17 protein-coding genes are annotated in these 16,449 nt (G+C 34.0%); 12 read left to right on the plus strand and 5 right to left on the minus strand.

The features are described from left to right. Window positions 1-82 precede the first annotated feature (82 nt). The gene (locus GJU43_RS08475) at window positions 83-850 is read left to right on the plus strand and encodes a glycosyltransferase family 2 protein (protein ID WP_154340341.1); all 768 of its coding nucleotides are present in this window, start codon (window positions 83-85) and stop codon (window positions 848-850) included. A gap of 2 nt (window positions 851-852) precedes the next feature. Here the strand turns inward: GJU43_RS08475 and GJU43_RS08480 are convergent, their stop codons facing one another. After that, the gene (locus GJU43_RS08480) at window positions 853-1,383 is read right to left on the minus strand and encodes an ORF6N domain-containing protein (RefSeq protein ID WP_154340342.1); all 531 of its coding nucleotides are present in this window, start codon (window positions 1,381-1,383) and stop codon (window positions 853-855) included. Window positions 1,384-1,423: 40 nt separating this feature from the next. Then, entirely contained in the window at window positions 1,424-2,734 is a 1,311-nt protein-coding gene (locus GJU43_RS08485; protein WP_154340434.1) for a phenylacetate--CoA ligase family protein, read from the minus strand. A 132-nt stretch (window positions 2,735-2,866) separates the two neighbouring features. On the opposite strand from GJU43_RS08485, the gene purD reads away from it, so the two are divergent. Then, window positions 2,867-4,141, plus strand: coding sequence for a phosphoribosylamine--glycine ligase (gene purD / locus GJU43_RS08490; protein WP_154340343.1), 1,275 nt, complete (start codon window positions 2,867-2,869; stop codon window positions 4,139-4,141). On the opposite strand, the gene GJU43_RS08495 is transcribed toward purD, so the two are convergent. Continuing rightward, window positions 4,133-4,363 (minus strand): uracil phosphoribosyltransferase, encoded by a 231-nt coding sequence (locus GJU43_RS08495; RefSeq protein ID WP_154340344.1) that lies wholly within the window; start codon window positions 4,361-4,363, stop codon window positions 4,133-4,135. The genes purD and GJU43_RS08495 overlap by 9 nt on opposite strands. 140 nt (window positions 4,364-4,503) lie before the next feature. On the opposite strand from GJU43_RS08495, the gene GJU43_RS08500 reads away from it, so the two are divergent. After that, window positions 4,504-5,433, plus strand: coding sequence for a DUF6427 family protein (locus GJU43_RS08500; protein ID WP_154340345.1), 930 nt, complete (start codon window positions 4,504-4,506; stop codon window positions 5,431-5,433). On the opposite strand, the gene upp is transcribed toward GJU43_RS08500, so the two are convergent. After that, window positions 5,428-6,081: a uracil phosphoribosyltransferase gene (gene upp / locus GJU43_RS08505; RefSeq protein WP_154340346.1), complete on the minus strand. Its 654-nt coding sequence runs from the start codon at window positions 6,079-6,081 to the stop codon at window positions 5,428-5,430. The two genes, GJU43_RS08500 and upp, sit on opposite strands and share 6 nt — an antisense overlap. Window positions 6,082-6,194: 113 nt before the next feature. On the opposite strand from upp, the gene GJU43_RS08510 reads away from it, so the two are divergent. Further along, entirely contained in the window at window positions 6,195-6,800 is a 606-nt protein-coding gene (locus tag GJU43_RS08510) for a DUF4254 domain-containing protein (protein ID WP_154340347.1), read from the plus strand. 43 nt (window positions 6,801-6,843) lie between these two features. After that, window positions 6,844-7,851, plus strand: a complete 1,008-nt coding sequence (locus GJU43_RS08515; RefSeq protein ID WP_154340348.1) for a glycosyltransferase family 9 protein — start codon at window positions 6,844-6,846, stop codon at window positions 7,849-7,851. Between the two features lie 72 nt (window positions 7,852-7,923). Here the strand turns inward: GJU43_RS08515 and GJU43_RS08520 are convergent, their stop codons facing one another. Beyond that, window positions 7,924-8,976, minus strand: coding sequence for a ferredoxin--NADP reductase (locus GJU43_RS08520; RefSeq protein WP_154340349.1), 1,053 nt, complete (start codon window positions 8,974-8,976; stop codon window positions 7,924-7,926). 127 nt (window positions 8,977-9,103) lie between these two features. Here GJU43_RS08520 and GJU43_RS08525 point away from each other — a divergent pair, with 127 nt between their 5' ends. The 7 genes from GJU43_RS08525 (at window position 9,104) to atpB (ending at window position 16,426) form a co-directional block, all read left to right on the plus strand. Further along, window positions 9,104-10,564, plus strand: a complete 1,461-nt coding sequence (locus tag GJU43_RS08525) for a DUF5687 family protein (RefSeq protein ID WP_154340350.1) — start codon at window positions 9,104-9,106, stop codon at window positions 10,562-10,564. Window positions 10,565-10,669: 105 nt separating this feature from the next. Next, the gene (locus GJU43_RS08530; protein ID WP_154340351.1) at window positions 10,670-11,365 is read left to right on the plus strand and encodes an ABC transporter ATP-binding protein; all 696 of its coding nucleotides are present in this window, start codon (window positions 10,670-10,672) and stop codon (window positions 11,363-11,365) included. An 88-nt stretch (window positions 11,366-11,453) separates the two neighbouring features. Then, on the plus strand, window positions 11,454-14,075 hold the full coding sequence (locus GJU43_RS08535) for a tetratricopeptide repeat protein (protein WP_154340352.1): 2,622 nt from the start codon (window positions 11,454-11,456) through the stop codon (window positions 14,073-14,075). A 4-nt stretch (window positions 14,076-14,079) separates the two neighbouring features. Beyond that, window positions 14,080-14,466, plus strand: a complete 387-nt coding sequence (locus GJU43_RS08540) for a polymer-forming cytoskeletal protein (RefSeq protein WP_154340353.1) — start codon at window positions 14,080-14,082, stop codon at window positions 14,464-14,466. Beyond that, window positions 14,456-14,683, plus strand: coding sequence for an AtpZ/AtpI family protein (locus tag GJU43_RS08545; protein ID WP_154340354.1), 228 nt, complete (start codon window positions 14,456-14,458; stop codon window positions 14,681-14,683). Before GJU43_RS08540 ends, GJU43_RS08545 begins: the two co-directional genes overlap by 11 nt. A 58-nt stretch (window positions 14,684-14,741) precedes the next feature. Next, the gene (locus GJU43_RS08550) at window positions 14,742-15,134 is read left to right on the plus strand and encodes a hypothetical protein (protein ID WP_154340355.1); all 393 of its coding nucleotides are present in this window, start codon (window positions 14,742-14,744) and stop codon (window positions 15,132-15,134) included. A 119-nt stretch (window positions 15,135-15,253) separates the two neighbouring features. Then, a complete protein-coding gene (atpB, locus tag GJU43_RS08555) occupies window positions 15,254-16,426 on the plus strand; it encodes a F0F1 ATP synthase subunit A (protein ID WP_154340356.1) in 1,173 nt (390 codons plus the stop codon). Window positions 16,427-16,449: the final 23 nt, after the last annotated feature.

A 16,449-nucleotide genomic window follows, 5' to 3' on the forward strand; every position in this document is an offset into this window, starting at 1 on the left:
TTCCTACAGCTCGGATTTCGCAATAGAATCCGGGCTGATTATTTTTAAGTTAAAGCAGAAATTTTCAAAGCAATTTTCCCAAATGAACGAATTAGTTTCAATTATCATCCCAACCTATAATACGGAAAAGTTCATCGAATCGACTTTACAATCGGTTCAGGAACAAACCTATAAAAACTGGGAAATGATTCTGGTAGATGATGCTTCAACAGATCAGACCGTTGCAATAATTGAGAGATATGCCAGAGAAGACGAGAGAATAAAACTGTTTAAATTATCGAAAAATTCAGGAAATGGTTTTGCCAGAAACGTAGCTTTAGAAAAAGCAACAGGAAAATACATTGCCTATCTCGATGCCGACGATCTGTGGTTTCCTGAAAAACTGGAAAAACAATTACAGTTTCTAAAAGCAAATAATTTACCGTTTACGTTTAGTTTTTATGACTGCATTGATGAGGAAGGGAACAACCTAAACAGAAGCGTAGAAGCACCATTGAATCTGACGTACAAACAACTGTTTTTTTGTAATTACGTAGGGAATCTAACCGCAATTTACGATGCCAAATATTTCGGTAAAATTATTTTACCTGCATCTCAAAAAAGACAGGACTGGCGATTGTGGCTTACGATTTTAAAAGAAATTAAAACAACTAAACCCGTTCCCGAGCCTCTAGCCTTTTACCGAATCAGAAAAGATTCCATTTCGTCTTCAAAATTCAAATTAATCAAACATAACTTTGGCGTTTATCGGGATTTCCATGGTTATAATTTTGTATCTGCTGTTTTGCTGATGATTCGTTTTTTAATCACGCAGTTGTTTATAAAACCCAGATATATAAAAAAGATTTAAATCTATTTCTTATATCCGATTTTGACTCTTTTACTTTCGTTTTCCTTTTTATCGGTCAGCTCATCTAAATAAGAAAAAACCAATTCAATATTTTTATCATGATTTTCCAGTTTCTTTTGAATCTGGAGAATGTCAACTTTGATTTCCGTCGTATCCAAAAGCATTTGTCTCACTTTCGTGAAAATCCGCATAATCTGAATATTCGTCTGAATGGCTTTGTCGCTTTTCAAAACACTAGAAAGCATTAAAATTCCATGTTCCGTAAATGCAAAAGGAAGATATTTTAAGTTTGATCCCCTTCCATTCTTCAAGGTCGCAATTTGCGACCTTGAAGAATTATATTCATTTTCAGTGAGTTGAAACATGAAATCTGAGGGAAATCGTAGTAAATTTCTTTTGACTTGCTCGTTTAATCTTTTAGTTTCAACCCCATATAGCATTGCCAGATCACTATCAAGCATTACTTTTTGATTGCGGATAAAGTATATTTTATCAGATATATTTTCTTCGGTAAGTAAAATTTGATCGTCCATAAGTTTTAAATAAAAAAACAAATGTAAGATTTTATTTATATTATAAATAAGATTTAAATTGCTTTAACTTTCCCCGATTGCTTCTTTCTAAAACCATTTTTCTGGTAAAAGTAAAGTTTAAATCAGGTTCAAGATACAAGGAAATTGCTTCGTTTATTTTTTGAATTTGATTTGAATCTAATTCTTTTGTACTCACATATTCAATTTCAAATGTATCTGATTTGGTTTGTTTGATGATAAATTCTTTTACATTTCCATCATCTTCAATAATGCTTTTGGTAACGTAATAAAAAGTCAGTCCGGGTGATTTTTTTCCGCTTGGTAAAAGGGCAATATCATTGGTTCTTCCGGTAAGTTTTTTCAGAATTGGTTTCTGAAGCGTACTTTTTTCATCTAAAATTCCAATGTCGCCAATGTCATACCTGATAAAAGGATTTGCTTTGTTGAATAAAGAAGTAATCACAATCCGGCCTTCTTTTCCGTACGGCAGCACCCGATCGTTTTCATCTAAAATTTCAACAAAAAGGGTTTCTGAATTGACCTGCCATTCGCCTTCAGGGTTTTCGAAAGCAATTAAATCCAGCTCCGAAGCACCGTATTCATTGATAATCGGAATTCCGAATTGTTTTTCCAGGAGTTTTTTATCCGATGCAAAAAGCATTTCCGAAGTAACAAAACAAGCTTTCAGGCTCGGACAAATTTCTTTCAGAACCACATTTTTTTGTTCTAAAAACTTAGCAAATAAAACGATCGAACTCGTATATCCGTTGAGGTAATCAAATTTTTTTGTTTTGAATTTCTGCAGAAACTTTTCCAGAACTTCGTCTGATAAATCAAAAACCGGGAATCGAAAACGGCGACTCAAAAAATCCTTAAAACGCTCTTTTTGATAGCCAACAAAATCCATTGGAATACCATAAAATCGTGCCTGATACGAATGGTTGAAATCAATTCCAAACCAACCAAAGCGCATAATATTGGAAGCCCAGGTTAAGGCGTGGGAATATTTATCCTTCGCAAAAACAAAAGGAGTTCCGCTTGATCCGGAAGTTTTGTTGATGTAGACATTTTTTGGGGTATATCCTTTTGAAAGTCTTTCCTGCAATGGCTTTTGAAGGTTTTGTTTGTTTAAAACAGGCAGGTCTTCCCATTGCGGAACAATTTTAGTTCCCGTTAATTCGTTATAAAAGGGATTGTTGTGCAAATGAAAATGAACAATTTCGTGCTTTTGTCTTTCAAGAAATTCTAAAAAATCTTTCTCCGAAAGACGCGTAATGGCATCCAGATCGGCTTTTGCTTTCTGTATTGGAAAACCATTTAGTTGAAGCGAAATGTCGAAAAGAGAAATCATTTGAGGGATAATTTTCATCAAAAATAATATTCTACAATTACTATCGGTGCAGAATCGAGAACTTTTTAAGATTTAATTATTTTTTACGTACAAAAGCAATTATTTTTGCACCACAACTAAATACAACAACACATGACAATTTTATTATTGGGATCAGGCGGAAGAGAGCATGCATTTGCATGGAAAATGATTCAGAGTCCGCTTTGCGAAAAACTTTTTGTTGCACCAGGAAATGCAGGAACTGCCGGTATTGCTACCAATGTTGCAATGTCTCCAACCGATTTTGATGCGATAAAAGCATTTGTATTAAAAGAAAATGTAAAAATGGTTGTCGTAGGACCCGAAGATCCATTGGTAAAAGGTATTTACGATTATTTTAAAAACGACGAAAGTTTAAAACATATTCCTGTTATTGGACCGTCTAAATTAGGGGCACAATTAGAAGGAAGCAAAGAATTCGCAAAAGAATTCCTGATGAAACATAACATTCCAACTGCTGCTTATGACAGTTTTACTGCTGAAACAGTTGAAAAAGGATGTGACTTTTTAGAAACGCTGCAGCCTCCGTATGTTTTAAAAGCAGATGGTTTGGCGGCCGGAAAAGGAGTACTGATTATTCAGGACCTTGAAGAAGCCAAAACAGAATTACGAAATATGCTGGTACACCAAAAGTTTGGTGCAGCGAGTTCAAAAGTAGTAATCGAAGAGTTTCTGGATGGAATCGAATTAAGCTGTTTCGTGCTGACGGATGGGAAAAGCTATAAGATTTTGCCAACCGCCAAAGATTACAAAAGAATAGGAGAAGGTGACACAGGGTTGAATACAGGCGGAATGGGAGCTGTTTCCCCGGTTCCTTATGTTGACGCTGTTTTAATGGAAAAAATCGAAACACGCATCGTAAAACCAACAATCGAAGGTTTTCAGAAAGACGGCATCGAATATAAAGGATTTGTATTTATTGGTCTGATTAATGTAAAAAATGAGCCAATCGTTATTGAATACAATGTAAGAATGGGTGATCCGGAAACCGAAGTGGTAGTGCCGAGGTTAAAATCTGATTTGGTAGAATTGTTTTTGGCCGTTGCAGATCAGAAATTAGATACTTTCGAATTAGAAGTTGATCCAAGAAGTGCGACCACAATTATGGTGGTTTCAGGTGGCTATCCGGAAGATTTCGAAAAAGGAAAAGTAATTTCAGGGTTAGAAAACATTACAGATTCTATTGTTTTCCACGCAGGTACAAAATTAGAAGACGGAAATGTTTTAAGTAACGGAGGCCGTGTATTAACCATAACATCGTATGGAGACGACTTTCAACAAGCCATAAAAAAATCTTACCAAAATATAGATAAACTAAATTTTGATAAGATGTATTTTAGAAAAGATATTGGCTTCGACTTACTTTAAAAAAGAGTGAGCCGTAGTATCTTGGTTTTCTGTTCCTGCAGCATCAAAAATGCGTAATTGCTTAATCCAATATACGATTGCTGCAGAACAAATAATCATGAAAATCCAGTTAATTGTGTTTGCACCAAACCAGGTAACCGGTTCTAAACGACGTAAAAAGTCAAGTGGAGCAAATAAAATGTTAACGAATAAGTATTGTATTCCTTCAAAAAAAGCTGTCATAATTTATAAAATTATATGTTATTTATTGTTTTGTAACGCCTTGAAGACAAAATCCATTTAATAGAATCTTTTTTCAACTTGTTGGTTTTACTTTTTAAACAAGTATTATATTTACAATCACAAAAGTATAAAATATCCTTATGATAACAAGTGTTTTTAGAAAATCTACACCATTAAATTATTCCCTGGTCGTAATTTTAATACTGGTTTTCTTTTTTCTCTTTCAAATTCAGGAACCATCATGGATGAGTTCTTCATTTTTGGCGTTTCAGAAAATGAGTCTTTTGTGTTTTGTTTTCGCTTCTTTTTTCCTGATTAATTTCATTGTAAAAAAGAACGGGCTCAGTAAAGACAATGGTTATTCGATCTTTTTCTACTTATTGTTTTTATTGTTTTTCCCTACCATATTCAATGATCCGAATGTAATATATGCGAACTTTTTTCTTTTACTGGCCCTTAGAAGACTGATTTCTTTACAGTCTCTGAAAGCCTCAAAAGAAAAAATATTCGACGCTTCTTTTTGGATTTTAGTAGCTTCTTTATTTCAATTTTGGTGTATTCTTTTCCTGATATTGGTTTTTATATCCATTATTTTTCACGTTTCCCGTGATTACAGGAACTGGGTATTACCGTTTATCGCTCTTTTGGCTGTTGCTGTGATTTTTTTACTGATATCCTTAATTTTCCATATTGATGCCATTGAATTTTTTGAAAAACGTGCAGTAGTGGATTTTAGGCTGGATTATTTTAAGAACAATTACGAAAACGGGGCCCTTTCCATATACACGGCAGTAGCTTTGTTTTTCGTGTTTTCAATCTTAAGCACCTTTTCAAACAGGCCGCAAATTGTACATTCATCCTACAAAAAAATCATTGCCTGTTTTTTTATAGCGGTTATTGTTTTTATAGTTTCCCCTAATAAAAGCAATGATTTATTGTTGTTTAGTATTGCACCATTAACCATGATGGCATCAAGTCATGTTGAATATATGCAGCAAAAACTAAACAACGAAATTGTATTTTATGTACTCATTGCATGTAGTTTGTTTACCTTTTTTTCACAGCTATAATTTACTTCCGTAAGCAAGATCGCCTGCATCTCCAAGTCCGGGAACTATATAATTTTTTTCATTAAGCTTTTCGTCTAAAGAAGCAACCCATAAATGACAATTTTCGGGAAGGTTCTTCTCGAGGTACGCAACTCCTTCCGGTGCCGCAATAACGACCACAATGTGAATTTCATTTGGCGTTGCATTCTCAATCAGTTTTTCGTGAACAGCAACAATAGACTGACCCGTTGCCAGCATGGGATCCAGAAGTAAAACCGTTTTATTGTTCAGGTTCGAAAGCGCCTGATATTCCACTAAAATTTCAAAAGCGTCATCATTATTCGGATGATGCCTGCAGGCCGAAACAAAGCTGTTTTCAGCATGATCAAAATAATTTAAAAACCCATTGTGCAGCGGTAAGCCAGCGCGCAGAATAGAACATAAAACCAAATCTTCACTTATTTCGGTTGTTTTCTTGATACCCAGCGGCGTCTGAATGGCAACATCTTTATATGACAAAGTTTTGCTCAGTTCATACGCCATTATTTCGCCGATCCGCTCTATATTTTTTCGGAAACGCATACTGTCGTTCTGAACATTTATATTTCGAATCTGACCTAAAAAATGGTTCAGCACACTGTTGTCTTCAGAGATATAATGAATTTTCATATTGAATTTTTACAATTGTTAGGGAGTAATCTTTATTAATAACGAAAAATTAAACGTTTTTTTCGCACTATAAAAGTATAAAAAGTATCTTTGTATCTCTAAAAAATAAAGACATGTTTTCAAAATTAGCATATTCGGTTTTCGAACAAAGCATCAAAGATTATCACCAGTTTGATAATGTTGATCAACCTATAAACAATCCTTTTCCAAAAGATAAATTTGAACATTTATTGTATTTAAAAAACTGGATTGACACTGTTCAATGGCATTTTGAAGATATTATCCGTGATCCGCAGATTGATCCGGTAGCCGCTTTAACACTTAAAAGAAGAATTGATGCTTCTAATCAGGAACGTACCGATATGGTAGAATATATTGACAGTTACTTTCTGCAAAAATACAGTGATGTAAAAGTAAAAGATGGTGCAAAAATCAATTCCGAGAGTCCGGCCTGGGCTTTTGACAGATTGTCTATTCTGGCATTAAAAATTTATCATATGCACGAAGAAGCTACTCGTGCAGAGGCTTCACAAGAACATAGAGATAAATGTCAGGAAAAATTAAACATCCTTTTAGAGCAAAGAAGCGATTTGTCTACCGCAATTGATGACTTACTTGCCGACATTGAAAATGGAGATAAATTCATGAAAGTGTACAAACAAATGAAAATGTACAATGACGATGAATTAAATCCTGTTTTATACCAAAACAAAAAATAGTTTGACAGCAAAATTGCCTAAGACGATTCAACATATATCCGTCATGAGACTTTCCGCAATGGGAGATGTCGCCATGACGGTTCCTGTTTTACGCGCTTTTGTAAAACAATATCCAACGGTAAAACTTACCGTAATTTCGCGTCCCTTTTTTAAACCTTTTTTTGAAGGAATACCAAATCTCGAATTTTTTGCTTTTGATGAAAAAGGGCGTCACAAAGGCTTTGCCGGACTTTTGAGATTATTTAAAGACATAAAAAAACTCAAAGTTGATGCTTTTGCGGATTTACACAATGTGCTGAGATCTAAGGTAGTGAGTTTGCTTTTCGCCTTAAACGGAAAAAAACGGGCCACAGTTGATAAAGGCCGTGAAGGAAAAAAAGAATTAACGCGTCCGGAAAATAAAATTTTCAGACAATTGCCAACCATGTTCGAAAGACATGCAAGAGTGTTTGAAGAAATTGGTTTTCCTGTAAATCTATCCCAGCCTGAATTTCCAAAAAAGGCAGTTTTAAGTGCAGAAATAACGGATGTAGTTGGAGAAAACTATCAAAAACTAATCGGAATTGCACCCTTTGCACAATATGATTCCAAAGTCTATCCTTTAGATTTAATGCAGGAAGTAATTGCAAAATTAGCCGAAAATAAAGATCAGACTATTTTGCTTTTCGGAGGAGGGAAAAAAGAAATTGAAATTCTGGATTCGCTTTCGGAGCCTTTTAAAAATGTAATAAATGTGGCAGGGAAAATTAAATTCCAACAGGAATTAAAATTGATCAGCAATCTCGATGTCATGCTTTCCATGGATTCCGGAAATGCGCACATTGCTGCAATGTTGGGTGTTAAAGTAATTACACTTTGGGGTGCCACGCATCCTTACGCCGGATTTTTACCCTTTAATCAAAGTCCTGAAAATGCTTTGGTTTCAGATAGAAGTGTGTATCCAAAACTACCAACCTCTGTTTATGGAAATAAAATAGTGGAAGGTTATGAAGAAGCAATGAGAACGATTTCTCCTAAGAAAATAGTAAAGAAGATTCAAAATTTACTTTAAATTCCAATAAAAAAAATCCAAATCCCAATCTAAGTTGGAATTTGGATTTTTTTTATTTTGGAATTTCAACAATTAAACATCATCAAAGTCTACATAAATAGTATCCGATGTCGGATGCGCCTGGCAGGTTAAAACTAATCCCGAAGCAATTTCTTTATCGGTTAAGATGGAATTTTTGCTCATTTCAGCAGTTCCTGTTGTGATGCGGGCCAGACAGCTGCTGCAAATTCCGCCCTGGCAGGAATACGGAGCATCAATTCCTTGTTTTAAGGCAGCGTCAAGAATCGTTTGTTTTTGAGACATCTCGAAAGTAACTTCATCATCATCCACTAAAACGGTAATTTTTGTATGGCCTTCTAACGACGTGCTGATTTTATTTTCCTGAGAAGAAGACGTAAAAAGTTCAAATTTAATAGCTGATTCTTTTATGTTTTTTTCTTTAAGAATTCCGGACACGGTATCAATCATTTCTTCCGGACCACATAAGAAGAATTTGTCAAACTGTAATTCTTTGTGTTTGTTATTCAATACAAAATTTACAGCCGATTTATCGATTCTGCCAAACAAAGCATTTTCGGCTTTCGCCTGACTGAAGACATAATGTACAAATAAACGCCCTACGTATTGCAATTGCAGATCGTGTAATTCCTGATGAAAAATCGTTTCTTCCGGAGTTCTGTTTCCATAAACCAATACGAATGAACTTTTTGGTTCACTTTTCAAAACTGATTTTATTATAGAAAGAACAGGAGTAATTCCGCTTCCTGCTACAAAAGCAGCATAGTTTTTTTGTCTTTCAGCATCTGGTTCGAAGGTAAATTTTCCTTCAGGATGACCCACTTCAAGAACATCTCCGGCTTTTAATTTGGTGTTTGCAAATTGCGAGAACAAGCCATTTTTAACGGCCTTTACCGCAATTCTTAATTCGCCGCTTTCAGGTGCGGAACAAATAGAGTAAGCGCGTCTAATTTCCTGATTGTCAAGAGTTAGTTTTAAGTTTATATACTGTCCGGCAATAAATTTATAATCCGTTTTTAGTTCTTCGGGAACATTAAAAAGTACAGAAACCGCATCGGCAGTTTCACGTTTAACCTCTTTAATGATGAGTTTTAAGAATGAAGGCATGATGTTATATTTTCTGCAAAAGTAGCAAAGAACAGCTAATTGACGGTTACTTAATTATTTTTTTTAATTTTTTTGTAACGTTTACTTACATTTGATCTCTTACTATAAAACTGAAAACCAAAGAACCATGATTAAAAAATTTATTTACCTCGAATGGAAAGCCTTTACCAGATCTGCCTCGTTTGGCACAAATCTGGCAATGAAAATTCTGATAGGGTTTTTGATGATTTATTTTTCTATTATTTTTATCGGAATGGGTGTGGGAGCATTTTATATCCTGAAAAAAATGAACCTTGAACCGTTACTAACGGTCAATAAATTTCTGATTTATTATTTTCTGTTCGATCTGGTCATACGCTTATTGATGCAGGCTATTCCGGTACTTAACATAAAACCGTTATTGGTTCTGCCCTTCAAAAAACCAACAATTGTACATTTTTCACTAGGCAAAACAGCCTTATCTTTTTTCAATTGGGTGCATGCTTTTTTCTTTCTCCCTTTCTCGATCGTATTAGCTATTGAAGGATATGATATTGTGGGAATTATTGTCTGGCACTTAGCTATTTTATCATTGGTTTACATCAATAATTTTCTAAACATTATTTTGAGTAACATCGATAAGTTATTTGTTGTTTTTGTCGCAATCATTCTGGCTTTGGGAGCAGCACAATATTATAAGATATTTGACATAACCACTTTTACAACGCCCTTCTTTCAAGGATTTTACAACACCAAATGGCTTGTTCTTATACCTGTTTTAGTCTTAATCGGATTGTATGCCTTTACTTTTAAATATTTTAAAAACAATTTATATTTAGATGCCGGGCTTTCTAAAAAAGAAGATATCGCGACAACTGAAAACCTTTCGTGGCTTAACCAATTCGGAACTCTAGGAACCTTTCTTAAAAATGACATTAAACTGATTAAAAGAAACAAAAGATCGAAAACAACCATTCTAATGAGTGTTCTGTTTTTGTTTTATGGTCTTATCTTTTTCGGAAACTCACATCAGCCTGAAGTGATGCATATTTTTGCCGGAATATTTGTATCAGGTGGATTTCTGTTTGTTTTCGGACAATTTGTACCAAGCTGGGACAGTTCGTATTATCAATTGATGATGACTCAGAACATACCGTATCGCGGGTACATTACTTCAAAATGGTGGCTGGTTGTTATCGCTACTTTTATTTCGACAATTTTAGCCTCCTTTTATCTTTTTTACGGATGGGAAATATACTTAACTATTGTTGTAGGAGCGATTTACAATATTGGAGTTAACTCGCATCTGGTACTTTTAGGAGGAGCATTTACCAAAACACCGATTGATTTAAGTAATGCAGGAGGAGCGTTTGGTGATAAAAAAGCCTTTAACGTTAATGCCATGTTACTGACTTTACCAAAATTATTACTACCTGTGGCATTGTATGGTTTAGGACTTTATCTGGGAGATAAAACACTCGGATTGTTGTTAGTGGCCGGAGCCGGATTCTTAGGTTTTATTTTAAGGAACAAGGTCTTTTCATTAATCGAGAAAAGATACAAAATGGAGAAATACAGTACGATAAGTGCCTACAAACAAAAAAGTTAAAATTAGAGAATTTGCCAATTTGATAATGAGATAATTTTTTACCAAAAACAGAACAAACAACAGATTTTTTAATCTAAAATCAACAATCTAAAATCTAAAATTACCATGATACAAGTAAGTCAACTTTCAAAAAAATATAACGGAACAACAGTCTTAAATATTGATCATCTTGAAATCCCAAAAGGACAAAGTTTCGGATTAGTAGGGAATAACGGAGCCGGGAAAACAACTTTTTTCAGTTTATTATTAGACCTGATCCAGCCTTCAACAGGACATATTAAAAGCAATTACATTCAGGTCAATACAAATGAAAACTGGAAATCTTTTACAGGTTCTTTTTTAGATGAAAGTTTCCTGATTGGCTATTTAACGCCCGAAGAATATTTCTATTTCATTGGTGATTTACGTCATCAGAACAAAGCAGACGTTGATGCCTTATTGACCAGACACGAAGAGTTTTTTAATGGAGAAATCCTGAAAAACAAAAAATACCTGCGTGATTTGTCAAAAGGAAATCAAAAGAAAGTCGGTATAATTGCAACTCTTATTGGTCATCCTGAAGTAATTATTCTCGACGAACCTTTTGCTAATTTAGACCCGACAACCGTAAGCAGATTAAAAAAAATCATCAAAGAACTGGCAGAAGATCCAAACGTAACCGTTTTGGTTTCAAGTCATGATTTACAGCATACTGTAGAAGTTTGTGACCGAATTGTAGCACTGAATAAAGGAGAAATTGTAAAAGATATTCAAACCTCAAAAGAAACCTTACAGGAACTGGAATTGTTTTTTGCAGTATAAGTTTCCATATTACAAAAAGAAGCGTATTTTTACAAGTCATTATACTAAAAATCGTTTTTAGAAGTTAAATGATTTAAACTCTTTTCTATTGAAAAAGAATACTCTTACATATAGTTTTTACCTGGTGTTTTTCTTCTTTTTGATAGCGTGTTCTACCAAAAAAAACACTTTTTTATCGCGGAATTCACATGCTTTAAGTACAAAATATAACATTTTGTACAATGGAGGCATTGGTCTCGACAAGGGTTTAAAATCTATTCAGGGCAATAATCAGGATAATTTCTGGAAAATGCTGCCGATTGAAAAAATGCAGGTTGATGAGAATTTTTCGGATGAAAACAAAGCAAAAAATGCCGATTTTGAAAAAGCGGAAACAAAAGCCACAAAAGCCATTCAGAAACATTCCATGAACATTGGAGGAAGAGAGAAAAATTCACAAATAGACGAAGCTTATCTGATGCTGGGAAAAGCCAGATACTATGATCAGCGCTTTATTCCGGCTTTGGAAGCTTTCAATTATATTTTATACAAATATCCAAACAGCAGTAATATTTACACCGCAAAAATCTGGCGGGAGAAAACCAATATGCGTCTGGGAAATGATGGAATTGTAATTAAAAACATCAAGTTATTATTAAAAAACACAGACTTAGACAAGCAGACTTTTTCAGATGCGAATGCTTTGCTGGCGGAAGCTTTCCTGAATTTAGAAGAAAAGGACAGTGCTGTTACCAAACTTAAAATCGCGGAAGAATTTAGCCGGATAAACGAAGACAAAGCCCGTTACCGTTTCATTTTGGGGCAAATGTATCAGGAAGAAGGAAAAAAAGACAGTGCCATTTACTATTACGACGGCGTTATTGATATGAATCGAAAAGCAGATCGTAAATACATGATGCATGCTTACGCGAAAAAAGCCCAGTTGTATGATTATGAAAATGGCAATGACACCATATTCCTGAAAATCTACAACAAACTCACAGCAGACCGTGAGAACAGACCGTATTATGATGTCCTGTTTTATGAAATGGGTGTTTTTTATGATAAAAAGAAAGAAAAGGAAAATGCCCTTAAATTCTATAATAAATCCTTAGCGAGAAAATCTAAAGATTCCTATTTAGTAGCTTCCGCTTATCGAAATATTGGAAACATGTATTTTAAAAATACAGACTACACGATGGCTGCCAAATACTACGACAGCACATTGGTAAAATTAGATCCGAAAAGCAGGGAGTTTACCTTTATAGAAAAAAACAGAAAAAACCTGGACGATGTTATTAAATACGAAGGAATTGCAAAACGCAATGACAGTATTATAATGGTGTATGGTTTGTCTGCACCCGACAGAAAAATTTATTTCGAAAATTATATTGCAGAGCTTAAGAAAAAAGACGAAGCCAAACGCATTCTCGAAGAAAAGGAAAAAGAAAAGCTGGCCAATATCGAACGAAATACCAAAGCAGATAGTGGTCCGGTGGCTGTAAACCCTCAATCCCAACCCGGGGTTACGCCACCCGGAGTCGGAGCTTTTAACCCGCCATCAGGAAACGAGACGGCAAGCAGTACCTTTTATTTTTATAACCCAACAACAGTGGCCTACGGTAAACTGCAATTTAAAAAAACGTGGGGAAACAGAATTTTAGGAGGTTATTGGAGAATGGCTTCGGCAAAAGCGGCAAATGATGATGCACTGTTAAAAGAAGCCGCAGAGATGAATAATGATTCTGTAAATGCGGTGAAAGACTCTATAGTCATAGAAAAATATACAACAGCATTTTATGAAAAACAACTTCCAACCACACAACCTGCAATGGACAGTATTGGCAAGGAACGCAATTTTGCCTACTATCAGTTAGGACTTATTTATAAAGAAAAATTTAAAGAAAATAAATTAGCGAGCGACAAGCTGGAGCAATTATTAAAAAACAATCCTGAAGAAAAATTAATTTTACCGGCGATGTATAATCTGTATAAGATCTATGAAATTACAGATCCGGCAAAAGCGCAGGCCATAAAAGCAAATATTACAGCTACCTATCCGAATTCGAGATACGCCCAAATTTTAAACAATACAAATGGGGAAGATTTAGCATCACCAGAAAAAGAATATAAGAAATGGTATAAACTCTATCAGGAAGAACAATTTGATGTCGTGCTGGATAATATCGATAATTTAATCAATCAATATTCCGGAGATGAAATTGTTTCTAAATTTGAATTATTGAAAGCAAGTGCTCTAGGAAAAGTAAATGGTTTGGCAGTCTATAAAAAAGCTTTGGAAACAGTGGCAGATAATTATCCGAACAGTGTTGAAGGCAAAAATGCGCGTGAAATTTTAGAGAAACAGATTCCAGGTTTAGAAAAACTTGATTTTACAGCAGTTGATGGTAAAAATTGGAAAATTATATATCTAATTTCGAATAATGATGCCAAATCGCTTGAAAAAATTCAGGAAGCACTAAAGGTATTTTTGTTAGTTGAAAATTATGAGAGACTTACCACTTCTGTGGACAAATACAATAAAACTCAAAAATTTGTAGTTATTCATGGTATGAAGTCGGAAGCTTACGCTAATGATCTTGCAGGTGTGTTTAAAGATGATAAAAAGTACAAAATCGCAACTCCGGCCATTATTATTTCAAGTGACAATTACAAAATAATTCAAATTAAAAAGAATCTTGAAGCTTATTTAGCTCCGAAAAATCCATAATACAATGTTTGATAAAGCCAAAAAAAACGGAACCGAACTTTTAGGAAAAACCAATAGAATTGTAGAAGGCACATCGATTATTGGCGATATAGTTTCAAAAGCCGATTTTAGATTAGACGGGGAACTGATAGGAAATTTTACGTCGCAGGGAAAACTGGTTATTGGAATGTCGGGCGTTATAAAAGGCGAGATCGTTTGTAATAATGCTGACATTGAAGGTGTTTTTCAGGGGAAAATAAAAGTTTTGGAAGTCCTTAATATAAAAGCGACAGCACATATTCATGGAGAGGTGGCTGTTGGAAAATTATCTATTGAACCAGGAGCCGATTTTACAGCTACTTGTACCATGCTAACAAATACTAAAGAAGTTACCGTAAAAGATGGAAAATGAGCCAAACAAAAACAGAAGGAATAAGTGGTTACCGCTTATTAATATTCCAGTTCAAATGGGACTTATTATTTTTTTGTTTGCCTACTTTGGTACCTGGTTAGATGAAAATCACCCAAGTCCTAAAGTCTATTATAATACCATTTTTGTTATGGCTGGTGTGGGTCTAGCTTTATATAATGTAATTCGTCAGGTTAATGATATTAACAAAACAAAGTAATTTATCTTTTAAAAGAGCTTTAAATAAATGTTGCATCTTTGCGTAAAAATTATTTCAAATGCTTTTAAAAAATTACAAACCAATTTTACAATTATTCTTATTTGCCTTATTTGTTTATGTTTTACATAAACTTGCTTTTTTAATCCTCAAAGTAAATTTTCAAAATTTCTATTATAGTATAGAATTTTTGTATCTGATTTTTTTTGGAATATCTGCCTTATTATACCTTATATTATTAGTAGTAAAAAAGAAGAATTTTCAAATTATTGGAATGGCTTTTTTATTTGGTACATTTACACAAATGTTAATAGGATATTTAATTTTAAGACCAGTTTTAGAAAACAAAACGGAAGTAGCTATAGTTGAAAAAAGCAATTTTTTTATAACATTTATTTTGTTTTTGTTATTTGAGACGCTTTTAACTATCCGATTATTAAATGAAAAGCATTAAAATAAGGATTCTGTAAAACAAGGTTCAAAAATAATTTTTCATATCCTTTTGAATATTAATAAAAAATGTACCTTTGCACCAAATTTTAGAAACGTAAAAAAATAAGATTTTTAACAGATATGGTGATTTCCAACAAACCGCTCAAATTTATTCTTGCAGCTTTAGTAGCTTTTTCTCCAGTAATGAGTTTTGCAAATTCAGAGAATGATTCTACGCATGTACAGACTGAGACCGCTCATGAAGAGAAAGTAATTTCACACAATGCTCCCGTGGAAGCTGAGCATGTAGCTCTGGATCCAAAAGCAAAAGTGGATGCCTTTATTGACCATCACTTACAAGATTCTCATGACTTTGTTTTCTTTTCAGATGAAAAAGAAAACAAACATTATGGTTTCCCATTACCAGTTATTCTTATTGATGGAGGTTTGAAAATTTTCTCATCCTCAAAATTACACCACGGCGAAGAAGTTGCAGAAGTTGATGGAAACTTCTACAAATTAGTTCACGGTAAAATTTACAAAACAGATGCAGCCGGAACAATTACTTTTAATGAGCACGGGCATCCTGAAAATGAAAAGCCATTAGATTTTTCTATTACAAAAAATGTAGTGTCAATGCTTTTTGTTTCAGTTCTATTATTTTTAATGTTTACCGGATTAGCTAAATCTTATAAAAAAGGACCAATCCCAACTGGATTTGGTAGAGTTTTAGAGCCGCTAATTATTTTTATCAGAGACGAAATCGCCGTACCAAATATTGGAGAGAAAAAATACAGAAAATATATGGGTTACTTGTTAACGGTATTTTTCTTTGTGTGGTTGTTAAACTTATTAGGTATGACTCCACTAGGAATTAACGTTACAGGAAATATTGCAATAACAGTTTGTTTAGCAGCTTTCACTTTTATCATTACACAATTTAGTGCTAATAAAGAATATTGGGGACACATTTTCTGGATGCCAGGAGTTCCTGTTCCGATGAAAATTATTTTAGCTCCAATTGAAATCTTAGGAACATTAACAAAACCATTTGCATTATTAATTCGTTTGTATGCAAACATTACTGCTGGTCACGTAGTAATTATGAGTTTGATTGCAATGATCTTTGTTGGTAAAAATTTAGCTGCAGATTTGCCAATCTCTATGGGATTAACATTATTTATTTCGGTTATTGAAGTTTTAGTTGCATTTTTGCAGGCTTTCATTTTCACAATGTTATCATCATTGTTTATTGGTATGGCAGTTCAGGATCATGATCACGATCATGGGCATGAAGAAAATGTTATCATTTAATTTAGAAGTTTAATTTTATATAT

Origin of the sequence: Flavobacterium sp. LC2016-23 (assembly GCF_009674775.1) — a bacterium.
GTDB lineage: Bacteria > Bacteroidota > Bacteroidia > Flavobacteriales > Flavobacteriaceae > Flavobacterium.

Coding starts and splice junctions, on each gene's coding strand:
- purD (WP_154340343.1), top strand. CDS start 2,867: ATGACAATTTTATTATTGGGATCAGGCGGAAGAGAGCATGCATTTGCA.
- GJU43_RS08510 (WP_154340347.1), top strand. CDS start 6,195: ATGTTTTCAAAATTAGCATATTCGGTTTTCGAACAAAGCATCAAAGAT.
- upp (WP_154340346.1), bottom strand. CDS start 6,081: ATGAAAATTCATTATATCTCTGAAGACAACAGTGTGCTGAACCATTTT.
- GJU43_RS08500 (WP_154340345.1), top strand. CDS start 4,504: ATGATAACAAGTGTTTTTAGAAAATCTACACCATTAAATTATTCCCTG.
- GJU43_RS08550 (WP_154340355.1), top strand. CDS start 14,742: ATGCTTTTAAAAAATTACAAACCAATTTTACAATTATTCTTATTTGCC.
- GJU43_RS08495 (WP_154340344.1), bottom strand. CDS start 4,363: ATGACAGCTTTTTTTGAAGGAATACAATACTTATTCGTTAACATTTTA.
- GJU43_RS08525 (WP_154340350.1), top strand. CDS start 9,104: ATGATTAAAAAATTTATTTACCTCGAATGGAAAGCCTTTACCAGATCT.
- GJU43_RS08530 (WP_154340351.1), top strand. CDS start 10,670: ATGATACAAGTAAGTCAACTTTCAAAAAAATATAACGGAACAACAGTC.
- GJU43_RS08520 (WP_154340349.1), bottom strand. CDS start 8,976: ATGCCTTCATTCTTAAAACTCATCATTAAAGAGGTTAAACGTGAAACT.
- GJU43_RS08540 (WP_154340353.1), top strand. CDS start 14,080: ATGTTTGATAAAGCCAAAAAAAACGGAACCGAACTTTTAGGAAAAACC.
- GJU43_RS08515 (WP_154340348.1), top strand. CDS start 6,844: ATGAGACTTTCCGCAATGGGAGATGTCGCCATGACGGTTCCTGTTTTA.
- GJU43_RS08545 (WP_154340354.1), top strand. CDS start 14,456: ATGGAAAATGAGCCAAACAAAAACAGAAGGAATAAGTGGTTACCGCTT.
- GJU43_RS08475 (WP_154340341.1), top strand. CDS start 83: ATGAACGAATTAGTTTCAATTATCATCCCAACCTATAATACGGAAAAG.
- GJU43_RS08480 (WP_154340342.1), bottom strand. CDS start 1,383: ATGGACGATCAAATTTTACTTACCGAAGAAAATATATCTGATAAAATA.
- GJU43_RS08485 (WP_154340434.1), bottom strand. CDS start 2,734: ATGATTTCTCTTTTCGACATTTCGCTTCAACTAAATGGTTTTCCAATA.
- atpB (WP_154340356.1), top strand. CDS start 15,254: ATGGTGATTTCCAACAAACCGCTCAAATTTATTCTTGCAGCTTTAGTA.